The sequence below is a fragment of the Cellulomonas sp. McL0617 genome (assembly GCF_049994875.1).
Taxonomy (GTDB): domain Bacteria; phylum Actinomycetota; class Actinomycetes; order Actinomycetales; family Cellulomonadaceae; genus Cellulomonas.
On the sequence record NZ_CP188256.1, the window covers coordinates 1419567 to 1442252 of the forward strand.

The following is a 22686-nucleotide window of genomic DNA, read 5'->3' on the forward strand; positions in this document are numbered from 1 at the left end:
GGCCGAACCAGCAACGGTCCGAGGCAGCCAACGAAAGGGATGACGATGAGACGAACCAGACGAACTGCGTGGAGCATGGCGGCACTGGGGGCCGCAGCCGCGCTCGCCCTGTCCGGCTGCGGCGGCAGCGACGACAGCGGGGCCGCCGCCAGCGACGGTCCGGCCATGTCCGTGGCCCCGCTGACCCCCGTCAAGCTGCAGCTGCAGTGGTTCACCCAGGCCCAGTTCGCGGGCTACTACGCGGCCCTCGAGCAGGGCTACTACCGCGACGAGGGCCTCGACGTGACGATCGTCGAGGGCGGCGTCGACATCGTGCCGCAGTCGGTCCTGGCGGACGGCTCGGTCGACTACGCGATCGCCTGGGTGCCCAAGGCGCTGGCGTCGCGCGAGCAGGGCGCGGAGATCACCGACGTCGCGCAGATCTTCCAGAAGTCGGGCACGCTGCAGGTCTCGTTCAAGGGCAAGGACATCACCACGGCCGCGGACCTGGCCGGCAAGAAGGTGGGCAACTGGGGCTACGGCAACGAGTTCGAGCTGTTCGCCGGCATGACCAAGGCGAAGCTCGACCCGGCCAGCGACGTCACGCTCGTGCAGCAGCAGTTCGACATGAACGCACTGCTGGGCGGGGAGATCGATGCCGCGCAGGCGATGACCTACAACGAGTACGCGCAGCTGCTCGAGTCGACGGACCCGGCCACGGGCAAGCTCTACACGCCCGAGGACTTCAACACGATCAACTGGAACGACGAGGGCACGGCGATGCTGCAGGACGCCATCTGGGCGAACTCGGCCAAGCTGGCCTCCGACAAGGACTACCAGGCGACCACCGAGAAGTTCGTCAAGGCGAGCCTCAAGGGGTGGATCTACGCGCGCGACAACCCGGAGAAGGCGCGGGACATCGTCGTCGCCCAGGGCTCGCAGCTGGGCAACAGCCACCAGCTCTGGCAGACCAACGAGATCAACAAGCTGATCTGGCCGTCGCCGGACGGGATCGGCATGATCGACAAGGCCGCCTGGGACCAGACGGTCGACATCGCCCTGCACACCAAGAACGACCAGGGCGCCACCGTCATCACGACCGACCCCAGCAAGGACTCGTACACGAACACGTACGTCGAGAAGGCACTGGCCGCTCTCAAGTCCGAGGGGGTGGACGTGACCGGTTCGGACTACAAGCCGATCGACGTCACACTTGAGGCCGGCGGGAAGTAAGGCCAAGCCCGCGCGCGGTGGCCGGATCCGCAGACCACCGGCCACCGCTCGCGGCACGACGAAGGAGCACGACGAGATGACCTCGCAGGACGGCGCGACGGCGCTGCGGCTGGACCGCGACCACGTGTTCCACTCCTGGTCGGCGCAGGCGCACCTGGACCCGCTGGTGATCGCGGGCGGCCTCGGCTCGACCGTCTGGGACCACGACGGCCGGCGGTACCTCGACTTCTCGAGCCAGCTGGTCAACGTCAACATCGGCCACCAGCACCCGCGCGTGATCGCGGCGATCCAGGAGCAGGCGGCAACCCTGACGACGATCGCGCCGGCCACCGCCAACCTCACGCGCGGGAAGGCGGCCGAGCGCATCCTGTCCCACGCGCCCGCCGGGTTCTCCAGCGTCTTCTTCACCAACGGTGGCGCCGACGCCAACGAGAACGCGATCCGGATGGCCCGCCTGCACACCGGCCGGGACAAGGTCGTCTCGGCGTACCGCTCGTACCACGGCAACACCGGGTCGGCCGTCGTCGCGACGGGCGACTGGCGGCGGGTGCCCAACGAGTACGCGCGAGCCCACGTGCACCACTTCGGTCCGTTCCTGTACCGCTCGGAGTTCTGGGCGACCACGCCCGAGCAGGAGTCCGAGCGCGCCCTGCACCACCTCGAGCGCGTGATCCAGGCCGAGGGTCCGACGAGCGTCGCTGCGATCCTGCTGGAGACCATCCCCGGTACGGCCGGCGTCCTCGTGCCGCCGCCGGGCTACCTCGCCGGCGTGCGGGCCATCGCCGACCGGTACGGCATCCTGCTCATCCTCGACGAGGTCATGTGCGGGTTCGGGCGGACCGGGCAGTGGTTCGCGTTCGACGGTTTCGACGTCCGACCGGACCTCATCACCTTCGCCAAGGGCGTGAACTCGGGTTACGTGCCGGCCGGCGGCGTCCTCATCAGCGACCCGATCGCGAAGACCTTCGACGATGTCGTGTTCCCCGGCGGACTGACCTACTCCGGCCACCCGCTGGCCATGGCGTCGATCGTCGCAACCCTCGACGCGATGGCCGACGAGGGCATCGTGCAGAACGCGGCGACCATCGGCACGGACGTGATCGGGCCCGGCCTGCGGGCGCTCGCGGAGCGGAACCCGCTGGTCGGCGAGGTGCGCGGTCTGGGGGTGTTCTGGGCGGTCGAGCTGGTGCGCGACAAGGACACCCGCCGGCCGGTCGAGCCTGCCGTGATGGGCAAGGTCAAGGCGGCCGCCTTGTCGCGCGGGCTGCTGCCGTTCCTGGCCGACAACCGCGTGCACGTCGTCCCACCCTGCGTGATCACCGCCGACGAGGCCCGCACCGGCTTGCGGCTGCTCGAGGAAGCGCTCGACGAGGTCGCGGCCTCCGTCGCCTGAGCCCACCGCAACGACCCCTGAGGAGCACCACCGCATGAGCACCAGCACGTCCCGACCCCGTCGTGCCCTCGTCACGGGTGCGTCGTCCGGCATCGGCGCGGCCACCGTCCGTCGGTTGCGCGCGGAGGGCTGGCAGGTCGTCGCGACGGCCCGTCGCGCCGATCGCTTGGCGGCGCTTGCGCAGGAGACCGGCGCCGACACGTTCGTCGCGGACGTGACCGACGGCGCCGACGTGGAACGACTCGCGGCGTACGTCGCGGCCGACGGCCCGCTCGACGCCCTGGTCAACAACGCCGGCGGAGCGTTCGGCCTGGACTCCGTCGAGAAGGCCGACCTGGACCACTGGCGGCGGATGTACGAGCTGAACGTCCTGGGCACGCTGCGCGTGACGCAGGCCGTGCTTCCGCAGCTGCGCGCCGACGGCGGGGGAGACGTCGTCGTCGTGACCTCGACCGCGGCATACGGCCCGTACGAGGGTGGCGCCGGGTACACGGGCGCCAAGGCGGCCGAACGGATGCTCGCGACGACGCTGCGCTGGGAGATCGTCGGCGAGCCGATCCGCGTCCTGGAGATCGCGCCGGGCGCCGTGGCGACCGACGAGTTCGCGCTCGTGCGCTTCGACGGCGACGAGGCGCGAGCGGCGGCCGTGTACGACGGCTACCAGCCGCTGGTCGCCGAGGACATCGCCGACGCGATCGCCTGGACGTTGAGCCGCCCGCCGCACGTGAACATCGACCTGCTCGTGGTGCGTCCCCGCGCGCAGGCGAGCAACACCAAGACGGCCCGCACGGGAGTCTGAACGACGCAGCCCCGCTCCACAGGCCAGCTCGGCTTCCTGCTGGTGACGGTTCGGGGCTGTGACGACCGACCCGAGCCCAGCGCGCGTGGGCTGCCGTGGGATGCCTGACGGCCCGGCCCCGAACGGTCCTGTCGCTGCTCGACGCGGCCGGGCCAGAATGCAGCGATCCCACACGGTGCTCGCCCCGGCGTCGCCCGCAAGGACGGGTGCCGTGGCGACACAGACGGGCTAGCGGGGGAGGAACGGCTGTATGCGACGAGCGATGCGATCGGCTGTCGGGCTGGCGCTCGTCGCGCTCGTGACCGGGTGCGGCCAACGGGCAGCGCCGGAGACGAGCGGCGGGGGTTGGCAGACCGTCACGAACAGCCCGCTCTCGGCGCGCCAGTACCCGTCGGTGACGTGGGTGGTGGACCGGTTCATCGTTGTCGGCGGTGACGATGGTCCGCCCTGCCCTCGGAACGCGTCCTGCGTCCTGCCCCTGGGCTCCGCGTTGCGCGACGGGGCCGCCTTCGATCCGGCCACAGGCCTCTGGCAACGCATCGCCGACGCGCCGACCCCGATCCTGACGGAGGACGATGCTGTGCTGGGCAGCACGCTCTACGTGCTGATGGGCGCGCCCCAGCCCCAGGTTCCGCCGGCGTTCCTCGCGTTCAACGCTCTCGAGGACACGTGGACGTCGCTGCCGATGCCACCCAGCGGCGCGGGCGAGCTCGTCGCGTACGGCGACGTGCTGCTCACGGTGCCCGGCACTGACGAGAACGCCCGCTCGATCGACTCCTGGTTCGACCCCACGACCAACACCTGGCATGAGATCCCCGACGACCCGCTGGGCCCCAGCTACGACCGGTCGATGACCGTCGTCGACGGTCGCGCGATCCTGACCGCCAAGGACCTGGTCCCCGACCCGGGGGCCGAGAAGCCGTCGATCGTCCGGCTGGCGCAGCTCGACCGGACGTTGTCCAGGTGGACCGTGCTGCCCGACAGCGAGGTCATCGGGTCGGGCCCGGTCGCGGTGGCCGGTCGCCTGGTGTTCCCCGACGTGGGCGGCGCCGACGGGGGCGCGGTCGGGAACTGGGGCCGCGAGTACCCGGACGGCGGCATCTTCGACCCGGCAACGGGAATGTGGACGAACCTGCCGTCGGCGCCCGGCACAAGCTCCTGGCCCCGCGTCGTCGTCTCAGATCGCGTCGTGGTCGGTGACGTCCTGCTGGACCCGGTGGACGGCACGACGAGCACCCGGCCGGCCGACCCCTGGTCCAACGAGGACTTCCCGACCATCGCCACATCTCCGACGGAGATCTTCGCCTGGGGTGGCGCCCACGACCGCAGCACGACGGGCTACCTGCTGCCTTCGTGAGTGGGGCCGCTCGTCGCCCGTCACAGACCGCGCGGGGGCCAACCCGAGGTGGACCATCGCGACCGCCCGACCTCGAGGGCCTTCACTCGTTCGGACGCCACCGCGCGCGGACCCCGATGCCGCGCATTCGGGTGGGTGATGTCCGACCGGCTACGTAGGGTAAGCGTGTGCCCGATGCTCCACCGCCCCCCGTTCGTAAGTCCGAGTCGACGACGCGCGTCCTGTTCCAGCTGCGGCGCTGGGCCCGACCGGCCCTTCCGCGCATCGCCCTGGGCGGCCTGACCGCCCTCGGCGCCAGCCTCCTCGCGCTCGCCGTGCCGCAGGTGCTCCGGGTGATCGTCAACGGCCCGTTGCTCGGCCAGGGGTCGACGCGCGGCGTGGTCCTGGGCGCCTCGGTCGTCCTCACCCTCGGCGTGCTGGAGGCCTTCCTCGTCTGGTGCCGACGGGCTCTGATCCTCACCCCGGGCACGGGCGTCGAGCGCGACATGCGGACCGACCTGTTCCGACACCTGCTCGACCTGCCGGTCGAGTTCCACGACCGGTGGCCGGGCGGGCAGCTGCTGTCGCGCATCATGTCGGACCTGTCGACCATCCGGCGCTGGACCGTCTTCGGGCTCGTGATGCTGCTGGTGAGCGCGACCACCGTGCTCGTCGGGGTCGCCCTGATGATCTGGACGAGCCCGGTGCTCGGTGTGGTCTACCTGGTGGGTGCCGTGCCCATGATCTGGCTCGGGTTCCGCTTCCGGGAGGACTACAAGGTGGTCGCCCGCCGGGCGCGCGACCAGGCGGGCGACCTGGCGACGACCGTCGAGGAGTCGGTGCACGGCATCCGGGTCCTGAAGGCGTTCGGTCGCGGTGAGGACGCCTTGGACGACTTCGCCCGGCAGGCCGACGAGCTCCGGACCACGGAGGTGCACAAGGCACGCACGCTCTCGCGCGTCTCGTTCGCCCTCGGCGCGATCCCGGAGGCCGTGCTCGCGGTGTCGCTCGCCATCGGCGTCTACCTGTCGGCCCACGACCATCTGAGCGTCGGCGCTCTGGTCGCCTTCTTCGCGACGGCCGCCGTGGTCAACAACCCGGTGGAGCGCCTCGGCATGCTCCTGGCGATGACGCTCGACGCGCGAGCGGCCACGGACAGGTACCTGCAGGTGATGGAGACGAGCTCGACCGTTCAGGACCCCGAGCGCCCGGTCGTCCTGCCGCCCGCCGATCCCGCCGGCTCTGTGGTCGAGCTGGTGGACGTCGGGTTCACGCACCCCGGGGCCGGGAGCACGGCGATCCTCGACGGCGTCGACCTGCGCCTCGAACCGGGGGAGACGATGGCCCTCGTGGGCCTGACCGGCAGCGGCAAGACCACGCTGCTCCAGCTGGTGCCGCGGCTCTACGACGTGACAGCCGGGTCCGTGCGCATCGACGGCGTCGACGTGCGGCACCTGTCGCGCGCCGACCTGCGCGGCGCGGTCTCGGTCGCGTTCGAGGACCCGATCCTGTTCTCCGCCTCCGTGCGCGAGAACGTGCTCCTCGGCACGGACCTGACCGGTCCGGAGGCCGACGCCCTCGTCGACGAGGCCCTGGACGTCGCCCGGGCGGGCTTCGCCTATGCGCTCCCGGACGGGCTCGACACGGTGATCGGCGAGGAGGGCCTGAGCCTGTCGGGCGGCCAGCGGCAGCGGATCGCCCTGGCGCGGGCGATCGCCGTGCGGCCGCGGGTCCTGGTGCTGGACGATCCGCTGTCTGCCCTCGACGTCACCACGGAGGCCGCGGTCACCGGGCGCTTGCGGCAGATGCTCACCGGCACGACGACCCTCGTGGTCGCGCACCGGCCCTCGACGGTCGCGCTCGCCGACCGCGTGGCCGTGCTCGAGGACGGTCGGATCACCGGCGTCGGCCGGCACGCCGAGCTGCTGGCGACCCACCCCCACTACCGCTACGTGCTGACCGCGCTCTCCACCCGGGACACCGACGACGCCCTCGAGGAGGTGCGGCGATGACCGTCGACAACGAGTCGCGGGACGACGACCCGACCCGCACCGAGTCGCGCCGGCTGCGCCGCCGCTCGCTCGCTCTGCTGTCGTCGTTGCTGCGTCCCGTCCGCGGGGCGGCGTGGTGGACGGCCGGGCTCGTCGTCGGCTCGCAGCTCGCCGCGGTGGCCGGCCCGGCGCTGGTGGCGTACGGCATCGACCGAGCGCTGCCGGCCCTGCAGGACGGCGACCCGTGGCCGCTCGTCGTCGCGTCGGGGTCCTATCTCGTCGCGGCGCTGCTCGGCGGCGTCCTCACCGCCGCCACCGTGCGGGCGTCGGCGCGCGTCAGCCAGACGATGCTGCTCGACCTGCGGCGGCGGGTGTTCCGGCACACGCAGCTTCTCAGCCTCGAGTTCCACGAGCAGTACACGTCCGGGCGGATCATCTCCCGGCAGACCTCCGACGTCGAGTCGCTGCGCGAGCTGCTCGACGGGGGTGTGACCACGCTCGCGACCGGCGTGCTGGCCATGGTCCTGACAGCGGTCTCGCTGGTCCTGCTCGACGTCCGCAGCGGCCTTGTGCTCCTGATCGCCGTGATCCCCGGGATCGTGCTCACCCGGTGGTTCCAGGTGCGCTCGCAGGTGCAGTACCGCAAGAACCGGACCGCGGTGGCCCGGCTGATCGTGCGGTTCGTCGAGACCATGACCGGGATCCGGGCCGTCCAGGCGTTCCGCCGCGAGCACGACGTCGAAGCCGTCTACGGCGAGCTCGCGGAGGACTACCGGGGGACGACCGCCGAGGCGATCCGGCTGAACGGCGTCTTCGACACCGGGCTCACGCTCATCGGCAACGTCACGGTCTCCGCCGTCCTGCTGGTAGGTGGACTGCGCGCCATCGACGGACAGCTGGCGGTGGGCGTGCTCGTCGCGTCCGTGCTCTACGCCCGCCGGTTCTTCTCGCCGCTGTCGCAGATCGGGATGTTCTACAACTCGTTCCAGTCGGCCACTGCGGCACTCGAGAAGCTGGCCGACCTGCTCGCCGAAGAACCCACCGTGCCCGAGCCCGCCCACCCGGTCCGTCTCCCGCGACCGCGTGGCGACGTGCGGTTCGACGGGGTCGAGTTCGGGTACGGCTCGGGGCCGACCGTGCTGCCGCGGGTCGACCTGCACCTGCCGGCCGGCCAGTCGGTGGCGCTCGTCGGGGAGACCGGAGCGGGGAAGTCGACCGTCGCCAAGCTGCTGGCCCGGTTCTACGACGTGCGGTCCGGGTCCGTGCAGCTGGATGGTCTGGACCTGCGGCAGATCGACCCGGTCGACCTGCGTCGAGCGGTCGTCATGGTGACGCAGGAGGCGTACCTGTTCTCCGGGTCGATCGGGGCGAACATCGCGCTGGGCAAGCCGGGCGCGGCCCGCGACGAGATCGAGGCCGCCGCGCGGGCGGTCGGCGTGCACGACCTCATCCGTGCGATGCCCGACGGCTACGACACGGAGGTGGACAAGCGCGGCGTGCGCCTGTCCGCGGGCCAGCGTCAGCTCGTCTCGTTCGCACGCGCGTTCCTGGCCGACCCGGCGCTCCTGATCCTCGACGAGGCGACCAGCTCGCTCGACGTGCCGGGGGAGGCCCTCGTCCAAGAAGGGCTGGCCACGCTGCTGGCCGATCGGACGTCGGTGGTGATCGCGCACCGCCTCTCGACGGTCATGGGAGCGGACCGGGTGCTCGTGGTCGACGCCGGTCGGGTGGTCGAGGACGGCACGCCGCAGGGCCTGGTCGCGGCCGGCGGCCGGTTCGCCGAGCTGTACGCCGACTGGCAGCGGTCCTTGCAGCGCACGTCCTGAGCGCCGGCGACACCGGCCCGTCCGTTCCCCGAGGGGAGCGAACGGGCCGGTGCACCGTGACGTGTGGGACGAACCGGCCGGCAGTCAGAACCACTCGGTCAGAGGTGCCGCGCCGCGTACTCGTGAAGGGCGTCCCGGACGAACGCGGCGCCCCGCGGGCCGCCGTAGGTCGCGGCGAACCGCTCGTCGGCGACGTACATCTCCGCCAGGCCGCGGACGTACTCGGCGACCGGCGCGCCGCCGTGCCCGGGCGTCCCGGGGATGCTCCCCAGCCAGGCGACATGACGAGCGGCGAGCTCCTGCGCGTCGTCGGAGCCGGGATCGCCTCCGGCTTCCGCGGCCGTAGCCCACAGGGTGATCAGCTCCGCGCTGCGCGCCTGCCACGCCGCGCGCTCGGCCTCGCCCATGCCGCGCCACCAGGCGTCGGAGGACGTGTACGCCGCGGGCCCCCAGCGTTGCTCGACCTCCTCCCGGTAGGCGGTGTGGTCGAACCCGTCGAACATGTCCTCGGCCACGATCGGCCCTCCGTCCTGTCGTGCGGTGATGGTCCTCTCGACCGACGCGACCTGCCGCGCCAGCCGGTCCTGCTCGCTGCGCAGCCACGCGAGATGGCGATGCAGCGCGGTGGTCTCGTCCTGCTCCTGGTCGAGGACCCGCCGGATCTGCTGCAGGCCGAGGCCGAGCTCGCGCAGCAGCAGGATCCGCTGCAGCCGGACCAGCGAGTCCTCGTCGTACCTGCGGTAGCCGTTGTCGCCGATGCGGCTCGGCGAGAGCAGCCCGAGAGCGTCGTAGTGCCGCAGCGCGCGGCTCGTGGTACCGGTGAGCCGCGCCACCTGCTGGATCGATGCCTCCATGCGCACCACCGTAGGAGTTGACGCAACGTCAAGGTCAACTGCTGCCGACGGGTCAGAGCCTGCCGAGCCGGCGCAGGACCACACCCGTCAGGTCGCGGACGTCGTCGACGAGCTCGACCGCACCCGCGTCGCGCAGCTCGCCGTCGGCCGCGTAGCCCCAGGTGACGCCGATGGTGTCGACGCCGCAGGCGCGGGCGCCGCGCACGTCGTGCTCACGGTCGCCGACCATGAGCAGGGGCGATGCGGCCGGGAACGCGGCGAGCGCGGCGGCGACGACGTCTGCCTTGGTCGACGGCGTGTCGTCGGGCGGAGCGCCGAAGATCGCGTCGACCCGGTCCGACAGGCCGAACGCGTCGCAGATCGGCCCCGCGAAGACCGTCGGCTTGGAGGTCGCCACGACCAGCCGGACGCCCGCGGCGCGAAGATCGTCAAGCACGTCGTCGATCCCGCCGAACACGGCGTTGTCGCTGATCATTCGCGTCACGAACTCCTCCCGGTACGCGCGCACAGCCTCGCCGACGCGCGCGGCAGGGACGCCGTGCGCCACGAAGCTCCCGGTGATCGGCGGCCCCACGAACGAGCGGAGGACGACCGCGTCCGGGACGGGAAGGCCCAGGGCGCGGTACGCGTAGGCGGCCGAGGCGGTGATCCCGGGTGCGGAGTCCATCAGGGTGCCGTCGAGATCGAGCAGGACGAGTGGGCAGGTCACGGCCACGAGTGTGCACGCAACTCGCCGGCAACGTGGGCGACCTAGGGTGGCTGCATGACGGATCCGGCACGTGAGGTGCTCACCTGGGACCTGTTCGGCACGGCAGCACGGGAGCTGGCGCAGGCGGTGGTCGACGACGGGTTCGAGCCGGACATCGTCATCGCCGTGGCCCGCGGTGGACTGCCGCCGGGTGGCGCGATCGCCTATGCGCTGGGCACCAAGGCCGTCGGCACGCTGAACGTCGAGTTCTACACGGGCGTCGACGAACGCCTGCCGGACCCGGTCGTCCTGCCGCCACTGCTCGACACCGACGCCATGTCCGGCCTCAGGGCACTGGTGGTCGACGACGTGGCCGACACCGGCGAGACGCTGGCCCTGGTGCAGAAGATCATGGCTCTGCACTGCGAGGAGGCGCGGACGGCGGTGCTGTACTCGAAGCCACGCTCGATCGTCGAGCCCGACTACGTGTGGCGGCGCACGGACCGCTGGATCGTCTTCCCCTGGTCGGCCGAGCCGCCCGTGGTGCGCTCCGCGGGCTGAAACCGGATATCCTGACGCGCACAGGCATCGACCCGGCCATCACCGGCGAGCCTCCGGAAGAACAGGCACGGCCCGCGGGCCGAGACAGTGCCCCAGTAGAACCGGACGGGTAGGCCCGTCACAGCCCTCACGAAGTGGTCGACGACCCGCCCGGGGAGCCGGCAAGCGAGGTGGTACCGCGGTAGAGCCCGGCCGGTCCGGGTCCGATCGTCCTCGCAGCCGAGAGCGACGCACCCGACCGGGTGCCGACCACAGGAGATCCGCAGGTGGCCTACCCGCTGCATCGTCCGTCCACACCCGTTCCCGCGTCGCCGGACCTCCCGTCCCTCGAGAGGCACGTCCTGGCCTACTGGGACACCGACGGCACGTTCCAGGCGTCGATCGACGCGCGTCCGGCGGGCGAGCAGGGCGCCAACGAGTTCGTCTTCTACGACGGACCGCCCTTCGCCAACGGCCTGCCGCACTACGGCCACCTGCTCACGGGGTATGCCAAGGACGTCGTGCCGCGGTACCAGACCATGCGCGGGCGCCACGTCGAACGCCGGTTCGGCTGGGACACGCACGGGCTGCCCGCCGAGCTCGAGGCGCAGCGGCTGCTCGGCATCACGGACACCTCGCAGATCGAGGAGATGGGCCTCGCCGCGTTCAACCAGGCCTGCCGCGAGTCGGTCCTGCGGTACACCGGGGAGTGGCGCGAGTACGTCACGCGCCAGGCACGCTGGGTCGACTTCGACCACGACTACAAGACTCTCGACACCACGTTCATGGAGTCGGTGATCTGGGCGTTCAAGCGTCTCTACGACAAGGGGCTCGCCTACGAGGGCTACCGCGTCCTGCCGTACTGCTGGCGCGACGAGACCCCGCTGTCCAACCACGAGCTGCGCATGGACGACGACGTCTACCAGTCCCGCCAGGACCCCGCGCTCACGGTCGGGCTGCGGCTCGAGACCGGCGAGCTCGCGCTCGTCTGGACGACGACGCCGTGGACGTTGCCGAGCAACCTCGCGATCGCCGTCGGGCCGGACGTCGACTATGTGACCGTCGAGCCCGGTCCGGACTCCGCGCTCGCGGGTGAGCTCGTGATCCTCGCCGCAGCGCGCCTGGGCGCGTACGCCAAGGAGCTGGGCGAGGCCACGGTCGTCGCGACGGTCAAGGGCCGCGACCTGGCCGGACGCCGGTACACCCCGCCGTTCGACTACTTCGTGGGCCACGAGAACGCTCACCAGGTCCTGCTCGGCGAGTTCGTCACCACCGAGGACGGCTCGGGCATCGTGCACCTCGCGCCTGCCTTCGGCGAGGACGACATGGCCGTCTGCGACGCGGCCGGCATCCCGACCATGGTCGCCGTCGACGCCAAGGGGCGGTTCACCGCCGGCGTCGGCGACTACGAGGGCCTGCAGGTGTTCGAGGCCAACAAGCCGATCATCGCGGACCTCAAGGCCGGCACCGGACCGCTCGCTCGGACCCCGCAGGACCGTCGGTCGGTGCTGGTGCGCCACGAGACCTACGAGCACTCCTACCCGCACTGCTGGCGCTGCCGGAACCCGCTGATCTACAAGGCGGTCTCCAGCTGGTTCGTGGGCGTCACCCAGTTCCGCGACCGCATGGTCGAGCTCAACCAGGAGATCTCCTGGACGCCGGAGCACATCAAGGACGGCCAGTTCGGCAAGTGGCTTGCGGGCGCGCGCGACTGGTCGATCAGCCGCAACCGGTACTGGGGCACGCCCATCCCGGTGTGGGTCTCCGACGACGTGACGTACCCGCGGATAGACGTCTACGGCTCGCTGGCCGAGCTGGAGGCGGACTTCGGCCGGGTGCCGACGAACGAGGCGGGCGAGCCGGACCTGCACCGGCCGTTCATCGACGAGCTGACCCGTCCCAACCCCGACGACCCGACCGGCGCGTCGACCATGCGTCGCATCCCGGACGTGCTGGACGTGTGGTTCGACTCCGGCGCCATGCCGTTCGCGCAGGTGCACTACCCGTTCGAGAACCAGGAGTGGTTCGAGCACCACTACCCGGGCGACTTCATCGTCGAGTACATCGGCCAGACGCGCGGCTGGTTCTACACGCTGCACGTGCTGGCCACGGCGATCTTCGACCGGCCGGCGTTCCGCAACGTCATGTGCCATGGCATCGTGCTGGGCGACGACGGGCGCAAGGCGTCCAAGAGCCTGCGCAACTTCCCGGACCCGGTCGAGATGTGGGACGTCTACGGCTCGGACGCGGTGCGCTGGTTCCTGATGTCGAGCTCGATCCTGCGCGGCGGGAACCTGATCGTCGGTGAGGAGGGCATCCGCGACGGCGTGCGTCAGGTGCTGCTGCCGCTGTGGAGCACGTACTACTTCTTCACGCTCTACGCCGGTGCGGCCGACTACACGGCCAAGCCGGTGGACGCCGAGCGCGTCGCCGGGCTGGCACCGATGGACCGGTACGTCCTGTCTCGCACGGACGACCTGGTCGCGACGGTCACCGCGCAGATGGACGCGTACGACATCTCGGCCGCCTGCGAGTCGGTGCGCGAGCACCTCGACGTGCTGACCAACTGGTACGTGCGCACCCAGCGGGACCGGTTCTGGGCCGAGGACGCCGACGCGTTCGACACGCTCTGGACGTCGCTCGAGGTGCTCACGCGCGTCATGGCGCCGCTGGCGCCGCTGGTCTCGGAGGAGGTCTGGCGCGGGCTCACGGGCGGGCGCAGCGTGCACCTGACCGACTGGCCGACGGCCGGGGCGTCCGACGAGGCCCTCGTCGTGGCGATGGACGAGGTCCGGGCCGTCACGTCGACCGCGCTCGGGCTGCGCAAGGCAGCGGGTGTCCGCGTCCGCCAGCCGCTGCGCACGCTCACGGTGGCGGTCGGGGACGCGTCCGCGCTCGCGCCCTACGCGGACCTGCTCGCGGCCGAGCTGAACGTCAAGGCCGTCGACCTGGTCACCGCCGACGAGGGGACGGCGGAGCGGTTCGGGATCACGCAGCGACTGGCGGTCAACGCCCGTGCGGCCGGTCCGCGCCTGGGCCGGGGCGTCCAGGCGGTCATCCAGGCGGCTCGCGCCGGCGACTGGCTCGTCGACGGGGAGACCGTCGTCGCCGGCGGCGTCGCCCTCGAGCCGAGCGAGTACGAGCTGACGACGGTCGTCGGCTCCCAGGGTGGCGCGGCCGCCGTGCTGCCGGGCGGGGGCTTCGTGGTGCTCGACCTCACGCTCGACGACGCGCTGCGCGCCGAGGGCTACGCCCGCGACGTGGTGCGCGCAGTCCAGGACGCCCGCAAGGCGGCCGGCCTGCAGGTCAGCGACCGGATCGTGCTCGCGCTCGACGTTCCCGCCGAGCACCTGGCCGCGGTCGAGACGCATCGCGACACGATCGCCCGGGAGACGCTCGCCGTCTCCGTCGAGGTCAACGACGCGGCGCCCGAGCTGCGGGTCACCGTGGCAGCCGTCGAAGGTGGAGGGTACGAGGCATGAGCGGTGGAACGGAGTCGGGAGGCGCGGCGCACGTGCGTCGGCAGGCCGAGCGGGAGGCGCGCGAGGCGGCCGACGAGGTCTACCAGGCCATCCTCAGCCGCGCGCCCGAGCACGAGATCGACCCGTCGTTCGATCGAACCCTCGCGGTCATGGAGCTGCTGGGCGACCCGCAGAAGGCCTACCGCGTGGTGCACCTGACCGGCACCAACGGCAAGACCTCCACCGCGCGCATGGTCGAGCGGCTGGTCCGCGAGCACGGCCTGCGGACCGGGCGGTTCACCAGCCCGCACCTGTCGCGGGTCAACGAGCGGATCGTGATCGACGGCGAGCCCATCAGCGACGAGCGCTTCGTCGAGGTGTGGCAGGACGTCGCGCCCTACATCCACCTGGTCGACCAGCGCTCCGCCGAGCAGGGCAAGCAGCGGCTCTCGTTCTTCGAGGTGTTCACGGTGATGGCGTTCGCGGCGTTCGCGGACGCGCCCGTGGACGTCGCGGTGATCGAGGTCGGCATGGGTGGGTCGTGGGACTCCACCAACGTCGCCGACGGCGAGGTCGCGATCATCACGCCCATCGCCATGGACCACGAGCGCTACCTGGGCGACACGCTGCTGGACATCGCCTCGGTCAAGGCGGGCATCATCAAGGACGGCGCCACGCTGGTGCTCGCCACGCAGCAGGAGGACGTGGAGGGCGTCGTGCTCGCGGCGGCGGCGGAGCGCGGGGCACGGGTCGTGCGCGAGGGTGTGGACATCCAGGTCGTGGACCGACAGGTGGCCGTCGGCGGCCAGCTCATCGCCCTGCAGGGTCTCGGCGGCACCTACACCGAGATCTTCCTGCCTCTGCACGGCGAGTTCCAGGCGCACAACGCGCTGCTGGCGCTCACGGCGACGGAGGCCCTGCTGACCGGCGGCCGCGCCCTGGACCCAGGCATCGTCGAGGTGGCGTTCGCGGACGTCGACTCGCCCGGTCGTCTGGAGGTCGTGCGCTCCAGCCCGACCATCATCGTCGACGGTGCCCACAACCCCGCCGGCGTCGAGGCGCTCGTCCCGGCGATCGAGGAGGCGTTCGAGTTCCAGCGGCTCGTCGGTGTCGTCGGCGTGATGGCCGACAAGGATCCCGAGGGCATGCTCTCGCTGCTGGAGCCGTTGCTCGCCGAGGTGGTGGTCACCCGTGCGTCGAACGCCCGCTCGCTCGACGTCGAGGACCTCGCCGAGGTGGCGATCGACATCTTCGGTGAGGACCGCGTCCACGTGGCCGAGCGCCTCAACGACGCCCTCGATCTGGCTGTGACCCGGGCGGAGAGCGAGGCCGAGCGTGGCGCGGGCGTCCTGGTGACGGGGTCGATCCTGCTCGTCGCGGAGGCCCGGATGCTCCTGGGTCGCCGCTGACCGCACGGCTCTTCTGCACGAACGTGCACACGTGGCGCACGTTCTCGCCTTGACGACCCCGAACGGACGACCTCAGGGTGAACATGTCGGGACAAAGCGGTCGCTGACGCGAAGTGCGCGGGGCCCACGGCGGGCGCCCGAAGGAAGGGATGGCTGCAGTGAAGAAGCTCATCAACGACCCGCAGACCGTCGTGGCCGAGTCGCTCGAAGGATTCGCGGCGGCACATGCCGACGTGATCTCCGTGCAGAGCGACCCGTGGTTCGTCACGCGGGCGGGCGGGGCAGTGGCCGGCAAGGTCGGGCTGGTCAGCGGTGGTGGGAGCGGGCACGAACCGCTGCACGGGGGCTTCGTGGGTGTCGGGATGCTGGACGCGGCCGTACCGGGCGCCGTCTTCACGTCGCCGACGCCCGACCAGATCGCACCGGCGCTGCACGCGTCGGACGGGGGCGCAGGGGTGCTCGCGATCGTCAAGAACTACACCGGCGACGTGCTCAACTTCGAGACGGCGGCCGAGCTGGCCGACGCCGAGGGCGTCACGGTCCGCACTGTGATCGTGAACGACGACGTGGCGGTCGAGGACTCGCTGTGGACGGCGGGTCGGCGCGGTGTCGCGGGCACGGTGGCGGTCGAGAAGATCGCGGGCGCGGCGGCAGAGCGCGGTGACGACCTGGACGCGGTCACCGCGGTCGCGGAGAAGGTCATCGCGAACGTGCGCTCGATGGGCGTCGCCCTGACGGCCTGCACCGTCCCTCACGCGGGAAAGCCGAGCTTCGACCTGCCCGACGACGAGATCGAGATCGGCATCGGCATCCACGGGGAGCCCGGTCGGCGGCGCATCCCGCTGGCGAGCGCCGACGAGATCACGGAGATGCTGCTGACGCCGGTGGTCGAGGATCTGGCCCTGACGTCCGGTGAGAGTGTTCTCCTGTTCGTCAACGGCATGGGCGGCACGCCTGCCTCGGAGCTCTACGTCGTCTATCGTCGGGCTCGCGCGTTGCTGGAGGAGCAGGGGGTCGTCGTGGCCCGCTCGCTCGTCGGCAACTACGTGACCTCGCTGGAGATGCAGGGTGCTTCGGTGACCGTGCTCCGTCTGGACGACGAGCTCACGGCCCTGTGGGACGCCCCGGTGCACACGACGGCGCTGCGTTGGTGAGCAGGCGCCCGTGAGCACGGGCGGGATGCAGGGAGTTCAGCCTCGGGAACTGTCGATGGGAGCGTGGGTATGACGTTGGACGTCGCGTGGGCGATCGAGTGGGTGCGCCTCTCAGCGCAGACCGTCACCGAGCACCGGTCCGAGCTGATCGAGCTCGACCGGCAGATCGGAGACGGGGACCACGGCGAGAACCTGTTCCGTGGCTTCACCGCCGTCACCGCCAAGCTCGACGCGCTCGCAGAGCAGCCGGCGGACATCGGCGAGGTGCTCAAGCTCGTCGCCACGACGCTCATGTCCACGGTCGGCGGTGCCGCCGGTCCGCTCTACGGCACCGCCTACCTGCGCGCCGCGAAGGCCACCGGGGTCCCCGAGCTGGACAGCCACGGTGTGGTCGCCCTGCTCGAAGGGGCGCTCGAGGGCATCGTCGCGCGCGGCAAGGCGCACACCGGTGAGAAGACGATGGTCGACGCCTGGTCGCCGGCGGTCGAGGCCGCCGTCGCGGCGGCCGACGGAGGCGCCACGCCGGCCGCCGTCCTCGAGGCGGCCGCCCAGGCCGCCACCACGGGCGCAGAGTCGACCATCGAGCTCATCGCGACGAAGGGCCGTGCGAGCTATCTGGGCGAGCGCTCGCAGCACCACATGGACCCGGGGGCGCGTTCGACAGAGCTCATCCTGCGGGCCGCAGCCCAGGCCGCGGGGTGAGCGGGGACGCACGGGTCGCGCTCGTGCTCGTCTCGCACTCCCGCGCGCTCGCGGAGGGCGCCGCCGAGCTGGCCGGCCAGATGGCTCCGGGCGTGCTCCTGATCGCCGCGGGCGGGATGGACGACGGCGGGATCGGGACCAGCTTCGACGCCATCGAGGCTGCGCTCGGGACGGCGACCGCGAACGGCGGCTCGGCGGTCGTGCTCACGGACCTCGGCTCCGCGGTGCTCACCACGGAGTCGGTGCTCGAGCTCGCCGACGCCGACGTCGCGGCGCGGGTGCGGCTGGCCGATGCCCCGTTCGTCGAGGGTGCGGTCGCGGCTGCGGTGACGGCGCACGGTGGAGCCGACCTGAGCGCGGTGCTCGCCTCCGCAGAGGCCGCCGGTGGGATGTTCGCGTCCCCGGCCGCCCCGGCCGCCGAGGCTCCCGTCGCCCAGGACGGGGTGGTCCGCGCGACGGTGACGGTCCGGAACCCGCTCGGTCTGCACGCGCGGCCGGCGGCGGTGCTCGCACGCATGCTCGCCGGGTACGACGCGAAGGTGCAGGTGGACGGCGCGAACGGGGCGAGCGTGCTGGCGCTGATGAAGCTCGGCGCGACCGAGGGCCACGAGCTGCGCGTCGAGGCTGAGGGTCCCCAGGCGGCCGACGCGGTCGCGGCCCTCGTCGAGGCGGTCGAAGGCGGCTTCGGCGAGGTCTGACCCGCCCCTCGGAGATCCCGAGCCCGCACCGCGAGCCGCTGGCGGAGCTGGACGCGCCCGCTCGCCGGTAATCTGGGCGCATGAGCTCCACCGCAGGCAGCGGCTCCGCCGTGCGCCGCAAGCGCCCCGCGAAGCCCCAGTTCACGCAGACGATCCTCGTGCTCGAGGCGGTCCTCGTGTTCTTCGCAACGCTCGTGGCGTACGGCCTGCGGCTCGCCCCGACGGCGACGGTCTGGCTGGTCGGCCTCGGCCTGTCGGCGATCCTGATCCTTCTGTCGGGCTTCGTCTCGCGTCCGGGCGGCTATGCCGCGGGCTGGGTGGGGCAGGTCCTCGTGCTCGTCGGCGGGATCTGGGTGCCCATGATGTTCGTCATCGGCGGCCTGTTCGTGGTGCTGTGGTGGGTCGCGCTGAGCCTCGGCGGCCGCATCGACCGCGAGCGTGCGGAGTATGACGCCGCTCACCCCGGCGCTGTCGGCCCCTGACGTCACCTCGACAGCGGGCCCCGTTAGGGTGACGGCCATGACTGACGCACCGACCACGCAGCGCACCCTCGTCCTCGTCAAGCCGGACGGCGTCCGGCGCGGGCTGACGGGCGAGATCCTGCGGCGCATCGAGGCCAAGGGCTACGCGCTGGCGGCCGTCGAGCTTCGGGAGCCCACCGAGGAGCTGCTCGCCGAGCACTACGCCGAGCACGCCGGCAAGCCGTTCCTGACGCCGCTGGTCGACTTCATGCGCTCGGGCCCCGTGCTCGCCGTCGTCGTCGAGGGCCACCGCGCGATCGAGGGCTTCCGGTCGCTGGCCGGTGCCACCGACCCCACCGTCGCGGCGCCCGGCACCATCCGTGGCGACCTCGGACGCGACTGGGGCCTCAAGGTCATCCAGAACCTGGTGCACGGCTCCGACTCGTCCGAGTCCGCGGACCGCGAGATCGCCCTGTGGTTCCCGACCCTCGGCCGTTGACACAAGCACTTCCTTGCGCGGTCGGGCAGGTCGATCCGTCTAGGCTCTGGGCGTGCACCTCAAGACCCTCACCCTGCGGGGGTTCAAGTCGTTCGCCTCGGCGACGACTCTGAACTTCGAGCCGGGCGTCACCTGCGTGGTCGGGCCCAACGGCTCGGGCAAGTCCAACGTGGTCGACGCGCTGGCCTGGGTGATGGGGGAGCAGGGTGCCAAGTCGCTGCGCGGCGGCAAGATGGAGGACGTCATCTTCGCCGGCACGACCGGGCGGCCGCCGCTCGGCCGCGCCGAGGTGTCGCTGACCATCGACAACGCCGACGGCGCCCTGCCGATCGAGTACTCCGAGGTCACGATCTCGCGCACCCTGTTCCGCAACGGCGGTTCAGAGTACGCGATCAACGGCCAGGGCTGCCGCCTGCTGGACATCCAGGACCTGCTGTCCGACTCGGGCCTCGGCCGCGAGATGCACGTGATCGTCGGCCAGGGACAGCTGGATGCCGTGCTCCGCGCGACGCCCGAGGAGCGGCGCGGCTTCATCGAGGAGGCCGCGGGCGTCCTCAAGCACCGCAAGCGCAAGGAGAAGGCGCTCCGCAAGCTCGAGGCCATGCAGGCCAACCTCACGCGGCTGGGCGACCTGACGGGCGAGATCCGACGACAGCTCGGCCCGCTCGGTCGGCAGGCGGAGGTCGCGCGCAAGGCACAGACCGTCCAGGCGGACCTGCGCGACGCCCGTGCCCGCCTGCTCGCCGACGACCTCGCCCAGCTGACGTCCACGCTCGAGCAGGAGATCGCCGACGAGAGCGCGCTGCGGGTCCGGCGCGAGGAGGTCGAGGCCGCTCTCGCCGAGGTCCGTGCCCGGCTCGCGACGCTCGAGCGGGAGGCCGCCGAGGCGGCCCCGGCGCTCAGCGAGGCCAGCGAGGTCTGGTACCGGCTGTCCTCGCTGCGGGAGCGGCTGCGCGGCACCGCGTCGCTGGCGGCCGACCGGGTCCGCCTGCTCGGCAGCGCCGGCCCGGAGCGCTCCGGCGGCGCCGACCCCGACGACCTGGCCGCCCAGGCCGAGCGGGTGCGGTCCGCCGAGGCGGAGCTGGCCAGCGAGGTGGAGATCGCCCGCGTGGGCCTGGAGGCGGCCGTGACGGCGCGCCAGCAGGCCGAGGCCGAGGCGACCCGTGCGGAGAAGGAGGTCGCGACGGCCCTGCGTGGCGCCGCCGACCGTCGCGAGGGCGTCGCGCGGCTCGCCGGGCAGGTCGCCGCCCGGCGCAGCCGCGTCGAGGCCACGCAGGCGGAGATCGGTCGCCTGCGCGAGTCGCTCGCGGCGGCCGAGGCGCGCGGCCAGGAGGCCACGACCCAGTTCGCGGTGCTCGAGTCGCAGGTCGCCGGCGTCGAGGAGGGCGAGGAGGGTCTGGACGCCGAGCACGAGGCCGCCGTCGAGGCCCTCGAGGGGGCCACCGAACGGCTCGCCGCCCTGCAGGAGCAGCTGAGCGCCGCCGACCGTGAGCGGACCGCCCTGGAGTCGCGCGCCGAGACCCTCGAGCTCAGCCTGACCCGCAAGGACGGTGTGGGTGCGCTCCTCGCCGCGGACGGTCAGCCGGGCCTGGTCGGTTCGGTCGCCGCGCTGCTGGCGGTGGACCCCAAGGACGAGGAGGCCATCGTCGCCGCCCTCGGCTCGCTCGCCGACGCGGTCGCGGTCGACTCCGTGGACGCCGCGGTCGACGCCATCCGCTACCTGCGCACCGAGGACGCAGGTCGGGCGACGCTGCTGGTCAGCGCCGCCGACGAGCCTGCCGTCGCGCCGGTCAGCGACATGCCGGCCGGCGCCGACCGCGCCGTCGACCTGGTCCGGGCCCCGGCGCACGTGCGCGCGGCCGTCGAGACCCTGCTCGCGCACGTCGTGGTGGTCGACGACCTGGCGGCGGCCCGGGCCATCGTCGCCGCCCGCCCCGACCTGGTCGTCGCGACCCGGTCCGGTGACGTGCTGTCCCAGCACCGCGCGTCCGGGGGTTCCGCGACCGCGCCCAGCGCGCTGCACCTGCAGGCGGCCCTCGAGGCGGCCCGGACGGGCGCGGCGGAGGCGACCGCAGCGGGCGAGCGGGTGCGGTTCGAGCTGGGCAGCGCGACGGAGGCGCTCGCCGCCGCACGGGCGGCCCACGAGGCGACGCTGGACCGGCTCAACGAGTCCGACGCGGCCCTCGCCGCCGTCGCCGAGCAGCTGGGCCACCTCGGTTCGGCCGCCCGCGCCGCGAACGCCGAGGCTGCGCGGATGCAGACGTCCCTCGACGGCGCCTCGACGACGCTCGAGGCGGACTCCGCGGAGCTGACGGAGCTGACCGAACGGCTCGCCGCCGCCGAGGTCGAGCCGGCCGAGAGCGAGGCCGCGATCGTCGAGGGCAGTGCTCGTCGCGACCGTCTGGCCGAGCTGGCGTCCGGCGCCCGCGCCCGCGAGACGGAGGCGCGCCTGACCCTGCGGACCGGCGAGGAGCGTGCGCGTGCCCTGTCCGGTCGGGCCGAGTCGCTGGAACGGGCCGCGCAGACCGAACGGGTCGCCCGCGAGCGCGCCGCGGAGCGGGAACGGTCGCGCGCGCGCCAGGCCGGTGTGGCCGAGGCCGTCCGGGACGGCGCTCAGCGCGCCCTGCAGGTTCTCGACGAGTCGTTGCGGCGCGCCTCGGCCGAGCGTGACGCCGCCGAGACCGCCCGCGGCGACCGGGACCGGGCCGTGTCCGCGGCGCGCGCCGAGGTCGACGTGCGGGCCGGCGAGCTCGCCCAGCTCACCGACGTCGCCCACCGCGACGAGATGGCGCGCACCCAGCAGCGACTGCGCATCGAGGCCCTGCAGGCCAGGGCCGTGGACGACCTCGGCCTGGACCCTGCCGTGCTGATCGAGGAGTACGGCCCGCACCAGGACGTGCCGGTCGTCCCGGCTCCGGACCCGGACTCCGACGAACCGACCGCCGTGCCGTACGTCCGCGAGCAGCAGGAGAAGAGGCTGCGGGCCGCCGAGCGCGCGCTGTCGTTGCTCGGCCGCGTCAACCCGCTCGCGCTCGAGGAGTTCGCGGCGCTCGAGGAGCGCCACCAGTTCCTGGTCGAACAGCTGGCTGACCTGAAGAAGTCGCGTGCCGACCTCCTGGAGATCGTCAAGGAGATCGACGAGCGCGTGGAGCAGGTCTTCGCGGACGCCTACCGCGACACCGCGGCCGCGTTCGACGTCGTCTTCCCGCGGCTCTTTCCCGGCGGCGAGGGACGCCTCGTGCTCACCGACCCGGACAACATGCTCACCACGGGCATCGAGGTCGAGGCTCGGCCCGCCGGCAAGAAGGTCAAGCGACTGTCCCTGCTCTCGGGTGGGGAGCGGTCGCTGACGGCCGTGGCGCTCCTCGTCGCCATCTTCAAGGCGCGACCCAGCCCGTTCTACGTGATGGACGAGGTCGAGGCGGCCCTCGACGACGCCAACCTGGGCCGCCTGCTGGAGATCTTCCGCGAGCTGCAGGAGGACTCTCAGCTGATCGTCGTGACGCACCAGAAGCGGACCATGGAGATCGCCGACGCGCTCTACGGTGTGACGATGCGCGGGGACGGCGTGACCACGGTCATCAGCCAGCGGATGCGCGAGGACGTCGCAGCCGGCGTGTGAAGGTTGTGTGCGGTTCTGCCGACGCGGGGGGTTCGAGGCTG

Annotated in this window: 17 protein-coding genes; 15 read left to right on the forward strand and 2 right to left on the reverse strand. The window is 72.3% G+C overall.

All coding sequences use genetic code 11. The features are described from left to right. The first annotated feature begins 75 nt into the window (after positions 1-75). The 6 genes from ACPPVS_RS06430 (at position 76) to ACPPVS_RS06455 (ending at position 8557) form a co-directional block, all read left to right on the forward strand. Positions 76-1212, forward strand: coding sequence for an ABC transporter substrate-binding protein (locus tag ACPPVS_RS06430; protein WP_426595199.1), 1137 nt, complete (start codon positions 76-78; stop codon positions 1210-1212). Positions 1213-1288: 76 nt separating this feature from the next. Further along, positions 1289-2605: an aspartate aminotransferase family protein gene (locus ACPPVS_RS06435; RefSeq protein WP_426595200.1), complete on the forward strand. Its 1317-nt coding sequence runs from the start codon at positions 1289-1291 to the stop codon at positions 2603-2605. A 34-nt stretch (positions 2606-2639) separates the two neighbouring features. After that, positions 2640-3404: an SDR family oxidoreductase gene (locus tag ACPPVS_RS06440; protein ID WP_426595201.1), complete on the forward strand. Its 765-nt coding sequence runs from the start codon at positions 2640-2642 to the stop codon at positions 3402-3404. A gap of 262 nt (positions 3405-3666) precedes the next feature. Beyond that, entirely contained in the window at positions 3667-4761 is a 1095-nt protein-coding gene (locus tag ACPPVS_RS06445) for a hypothetical protein (RefSeq protein WP_426595202.1), read from the forward strand. 167 nt (positions 4762-4928) lie between these two features. Further along, entirely contained in the window at positions 4929-6752 is a 1824-nt protein-coding gene (locus tag ACPPVS_RS06450) for an ABC transporter ATP-binding protein (RefSeq protein ID WP_426595203.1), read from the forward strand. Further along, a complete protein-coding gene (locus tag ACPPVS_RS06455; protein WP_426595204.1) occupies positions 6749-8557 on the forward strand; it encodes an ABC transporter ATP-binding protein in 1809 nt (602 codons plus the stop codon). The genes ACPPVS_RS06450 and ACPPVS_RS06455 overlap by 4 nt, the downstream gene beginning before the upstream one ends. Positions 8558-8655: 98 nt before the next feature. Here ACPPVS_RS06455 and ACPPVS_RS06460 read toward each other — a convergent pair whose 3' ends face one another. Both ACPPVS_RS06460 and ACPPVS_RS06465 read right to left on the reverse strand, forming a co-directional pair. Further along, entirely contained in the window at positions 8656-9411 is a 756-nt protein-coding gene (locus tag ACPPVS_RS06460) for a MerR family transcriptional regulator (RefSeq protein WP_426595205.1), read from the reverse strand. A 52-nt stretch (positions 9412-9463) separates the two neighbouring features. Further along, entirely contained in the window at positions 9464-10120 is a 657-nt protein-coding gene (locus tag ACPPVS_RS06465) for an HAD hydrolase-like protein (RefSeq protein WP_426595206.1), read from the reverse strand. 54 nt (positions 10121-10174) lie between these two features. Between ACPPVS_RS06465 and ACPPVS_RS06470 the strand changes: the two genes are divergently transcribed. The 9 genes from ACPPVS_RS06470 to smc all read left to right on the forward strand — a co-directional run bounded on the left by ACPPVS_RS06470 (position 10175) and on the right by smc (position 22645). Next, a complete protein-coding gene (locus tag ACPPVS_RS06470; protein ID WP_426595207.1) occupies positions 10175-10660 on the forward strand; it encodes a phosphoribosyltransferase in 486 nt (161 codons plus the stop codon). 266 nt (positions 10661-10926) lie between these two features. Further along, positions 10927-14121, forward strand: coding sequence for an isoleucine--tRNA ligase (gene ileS / locus ACPPVS_RS06475; protein WP_426595208.1), 3195 nt, complete (start codon positions 10927-10929; stop codon positions 14119-14121). Continuing rightward, positions 14118-15509, forward strand: coding sequence for a bifunctional folylpolyglutamate synthase/dihydrofolate synthase (locus tag ACPPVS_RS06480; protein ID WP_426595209.1), 1392 nt, complete (start codon positions 14118-14120; stop codon positions 15507-15509). Before ileS ends, ACPPVS_RS06480 begins: the two co-directional genes overlap by 4 nt. 158 nt (positions 15510-15667) lie before the next feature. Further along, positions 15668-16663 (forward strand): dihydroxyacetone kinase subunit DhaK, encoded by a 996-nt coding sequence (gene dhaK, locus ACPPVS_RS06485; RefSeq protein WP_426595894.1) that lies wholly within the window; start codon positions 15668-15670, stop codon positions 16661-16663. Positions 16664-16732: 69 nt separating this feature from the next. Continuing rightward, positions 16733-17365: a dihydroxyacetone kinase subunit DhaL gene (gene dhaL, locus ACPPVS_RS06490; protein ID WP_426595210.1), complete on the forward strand. Its 633-nt coding sequence runs from the start codon at positions 16733-16735 to the stop codon at positions 17363-17365. Beyond that, positions 17362-18063: a dihydroxyacetone kinase phosphoryl donor subunit DhaM gene (gene dhaM, locus ACPPVS_RS06495; protein WP_426595211.1), complete on the forward strand. Its 702-nt coding sequence runs from the start codon at positions 17362-17364 to the stop codon at positions 18061-18063. The genes dhaL and dhaM overlap by 4 nt, the downstream gene beginning before the upstream one ends. Positions 18064-18143: 80 nt before the next feature. Beyond that, positions 18144-18545, forward strand: coding sequence for a DUF4233 domain-containing protein (locus ACPPVS_RS06500; RefSeq protein WP_426595212.1), 402 nt, complete (start codon positions 18144-18146; stop codon positions 18543-18545). 37 nt (positions 18546-18582) lie between these two features. Next, on the forward strand, positions 18583-19023 hold the full coding sequence (ndk, locus tag ACPPVS_RS06505; RefSeq protein ID WP_426595213.1) for a nucleoside-diphosphate kinase: 441 nt from the start codon (positions 18583-18585) through the stop codon (positions 19021-19023). A 52-nt stretch (positions 19024-19075) separates the two neighbouring features. Then, positions 19076-22645 carry a chromosome segregation protein SMC gene (gene smc, locus ACPPVS_RS06510; RefSeq protein WP_426595214.1) on the forward strand — a complete coding sequence of 1190 codons (3570 nt, stop codon included), beginning with the start codon at positions 19076-19078 and terminating at the stop codon, positions 22643-22645. The last annotated feature ends 41 nt before the right edge of the window (positions 22646-22686 follow it).

Coding starts and splice junctions, on each gene's coding strand:
- ACPPVS_RS06430 (WP_426595199.1), top strand. CDS start 76: ATGGCGGCACTGGGGGCCGCAGCCGCGCTCGCCCTGTCCGGCTGCGGC.
- ACPPVS_RS06435 (WP_426595200.1), top strand. CDS start 1,289: ATGACCTCGCAGGACGGCGCGACGGCGCTGCGGCTGGACCGCGACCAC.
- ACPPVS_RS06440 (WP_426595201.1), top strand. CDS start 2,640: ATGAGCACCAGCACGTCCCGACCCCGTCGTGCCCTCGTCACGGGTGCG.
- ACPPVS_RS06445 (WP_426595202.1), top strand. CDS start 3,667: ATGCGATCGGCTGTCGGGCTGGCGCTCGTCGCGCTCGTGACCGGGTGC.
- ACPPVS_RS06455 (WP_426595204.1), top strand. CDS start 6,749: ATGACCGTCGACAACGAGTCGCGGGACGACGACCCGACCCGCACCGAG.
- ACPPVS_RS06460 (WP_426595205.1), bottom strand. CDS start 9,411: ATGGAGGCATCGATCCAGCAGGTGGCGCGGCTCACCGGTACCACGAGC.
- ACPPVS_RS06470 (WP_426595207.1), top strand. CDS start 10,175: ATGACGGATCCGGCACGTGAGGTGCTCACCTGGGACCTGTTCGGCACG.
- ACPPVS_RS06480 (WP_426595209.1), top strand. CDS start 14,118: ATGAGCGGTGGAACGGAGTCGGGAGGCGCGGCGCACGTGCGTCGGCAG.
- dhaL (WP_426595210.1), top strand. CDS start 16,733: ATGACGTTGGACGTCGCGTGGGCGATCGAGTGGGTGCGCCTCTCAGCG.
- ACPPVS_RS06500 (WP_426595212.1), top strand. CDS start 18,144: ATGAGCTCCACCGCAGGCAGCGGCTCCGCCGTGCGCCGCAAGCGCCCC.
- ndk (WP_426595213.1), top strand. CDS start 18,583: ATGACTGACGCACCGACCACGCAGCGCACCCTCGTCCTCGTCAAGCCG.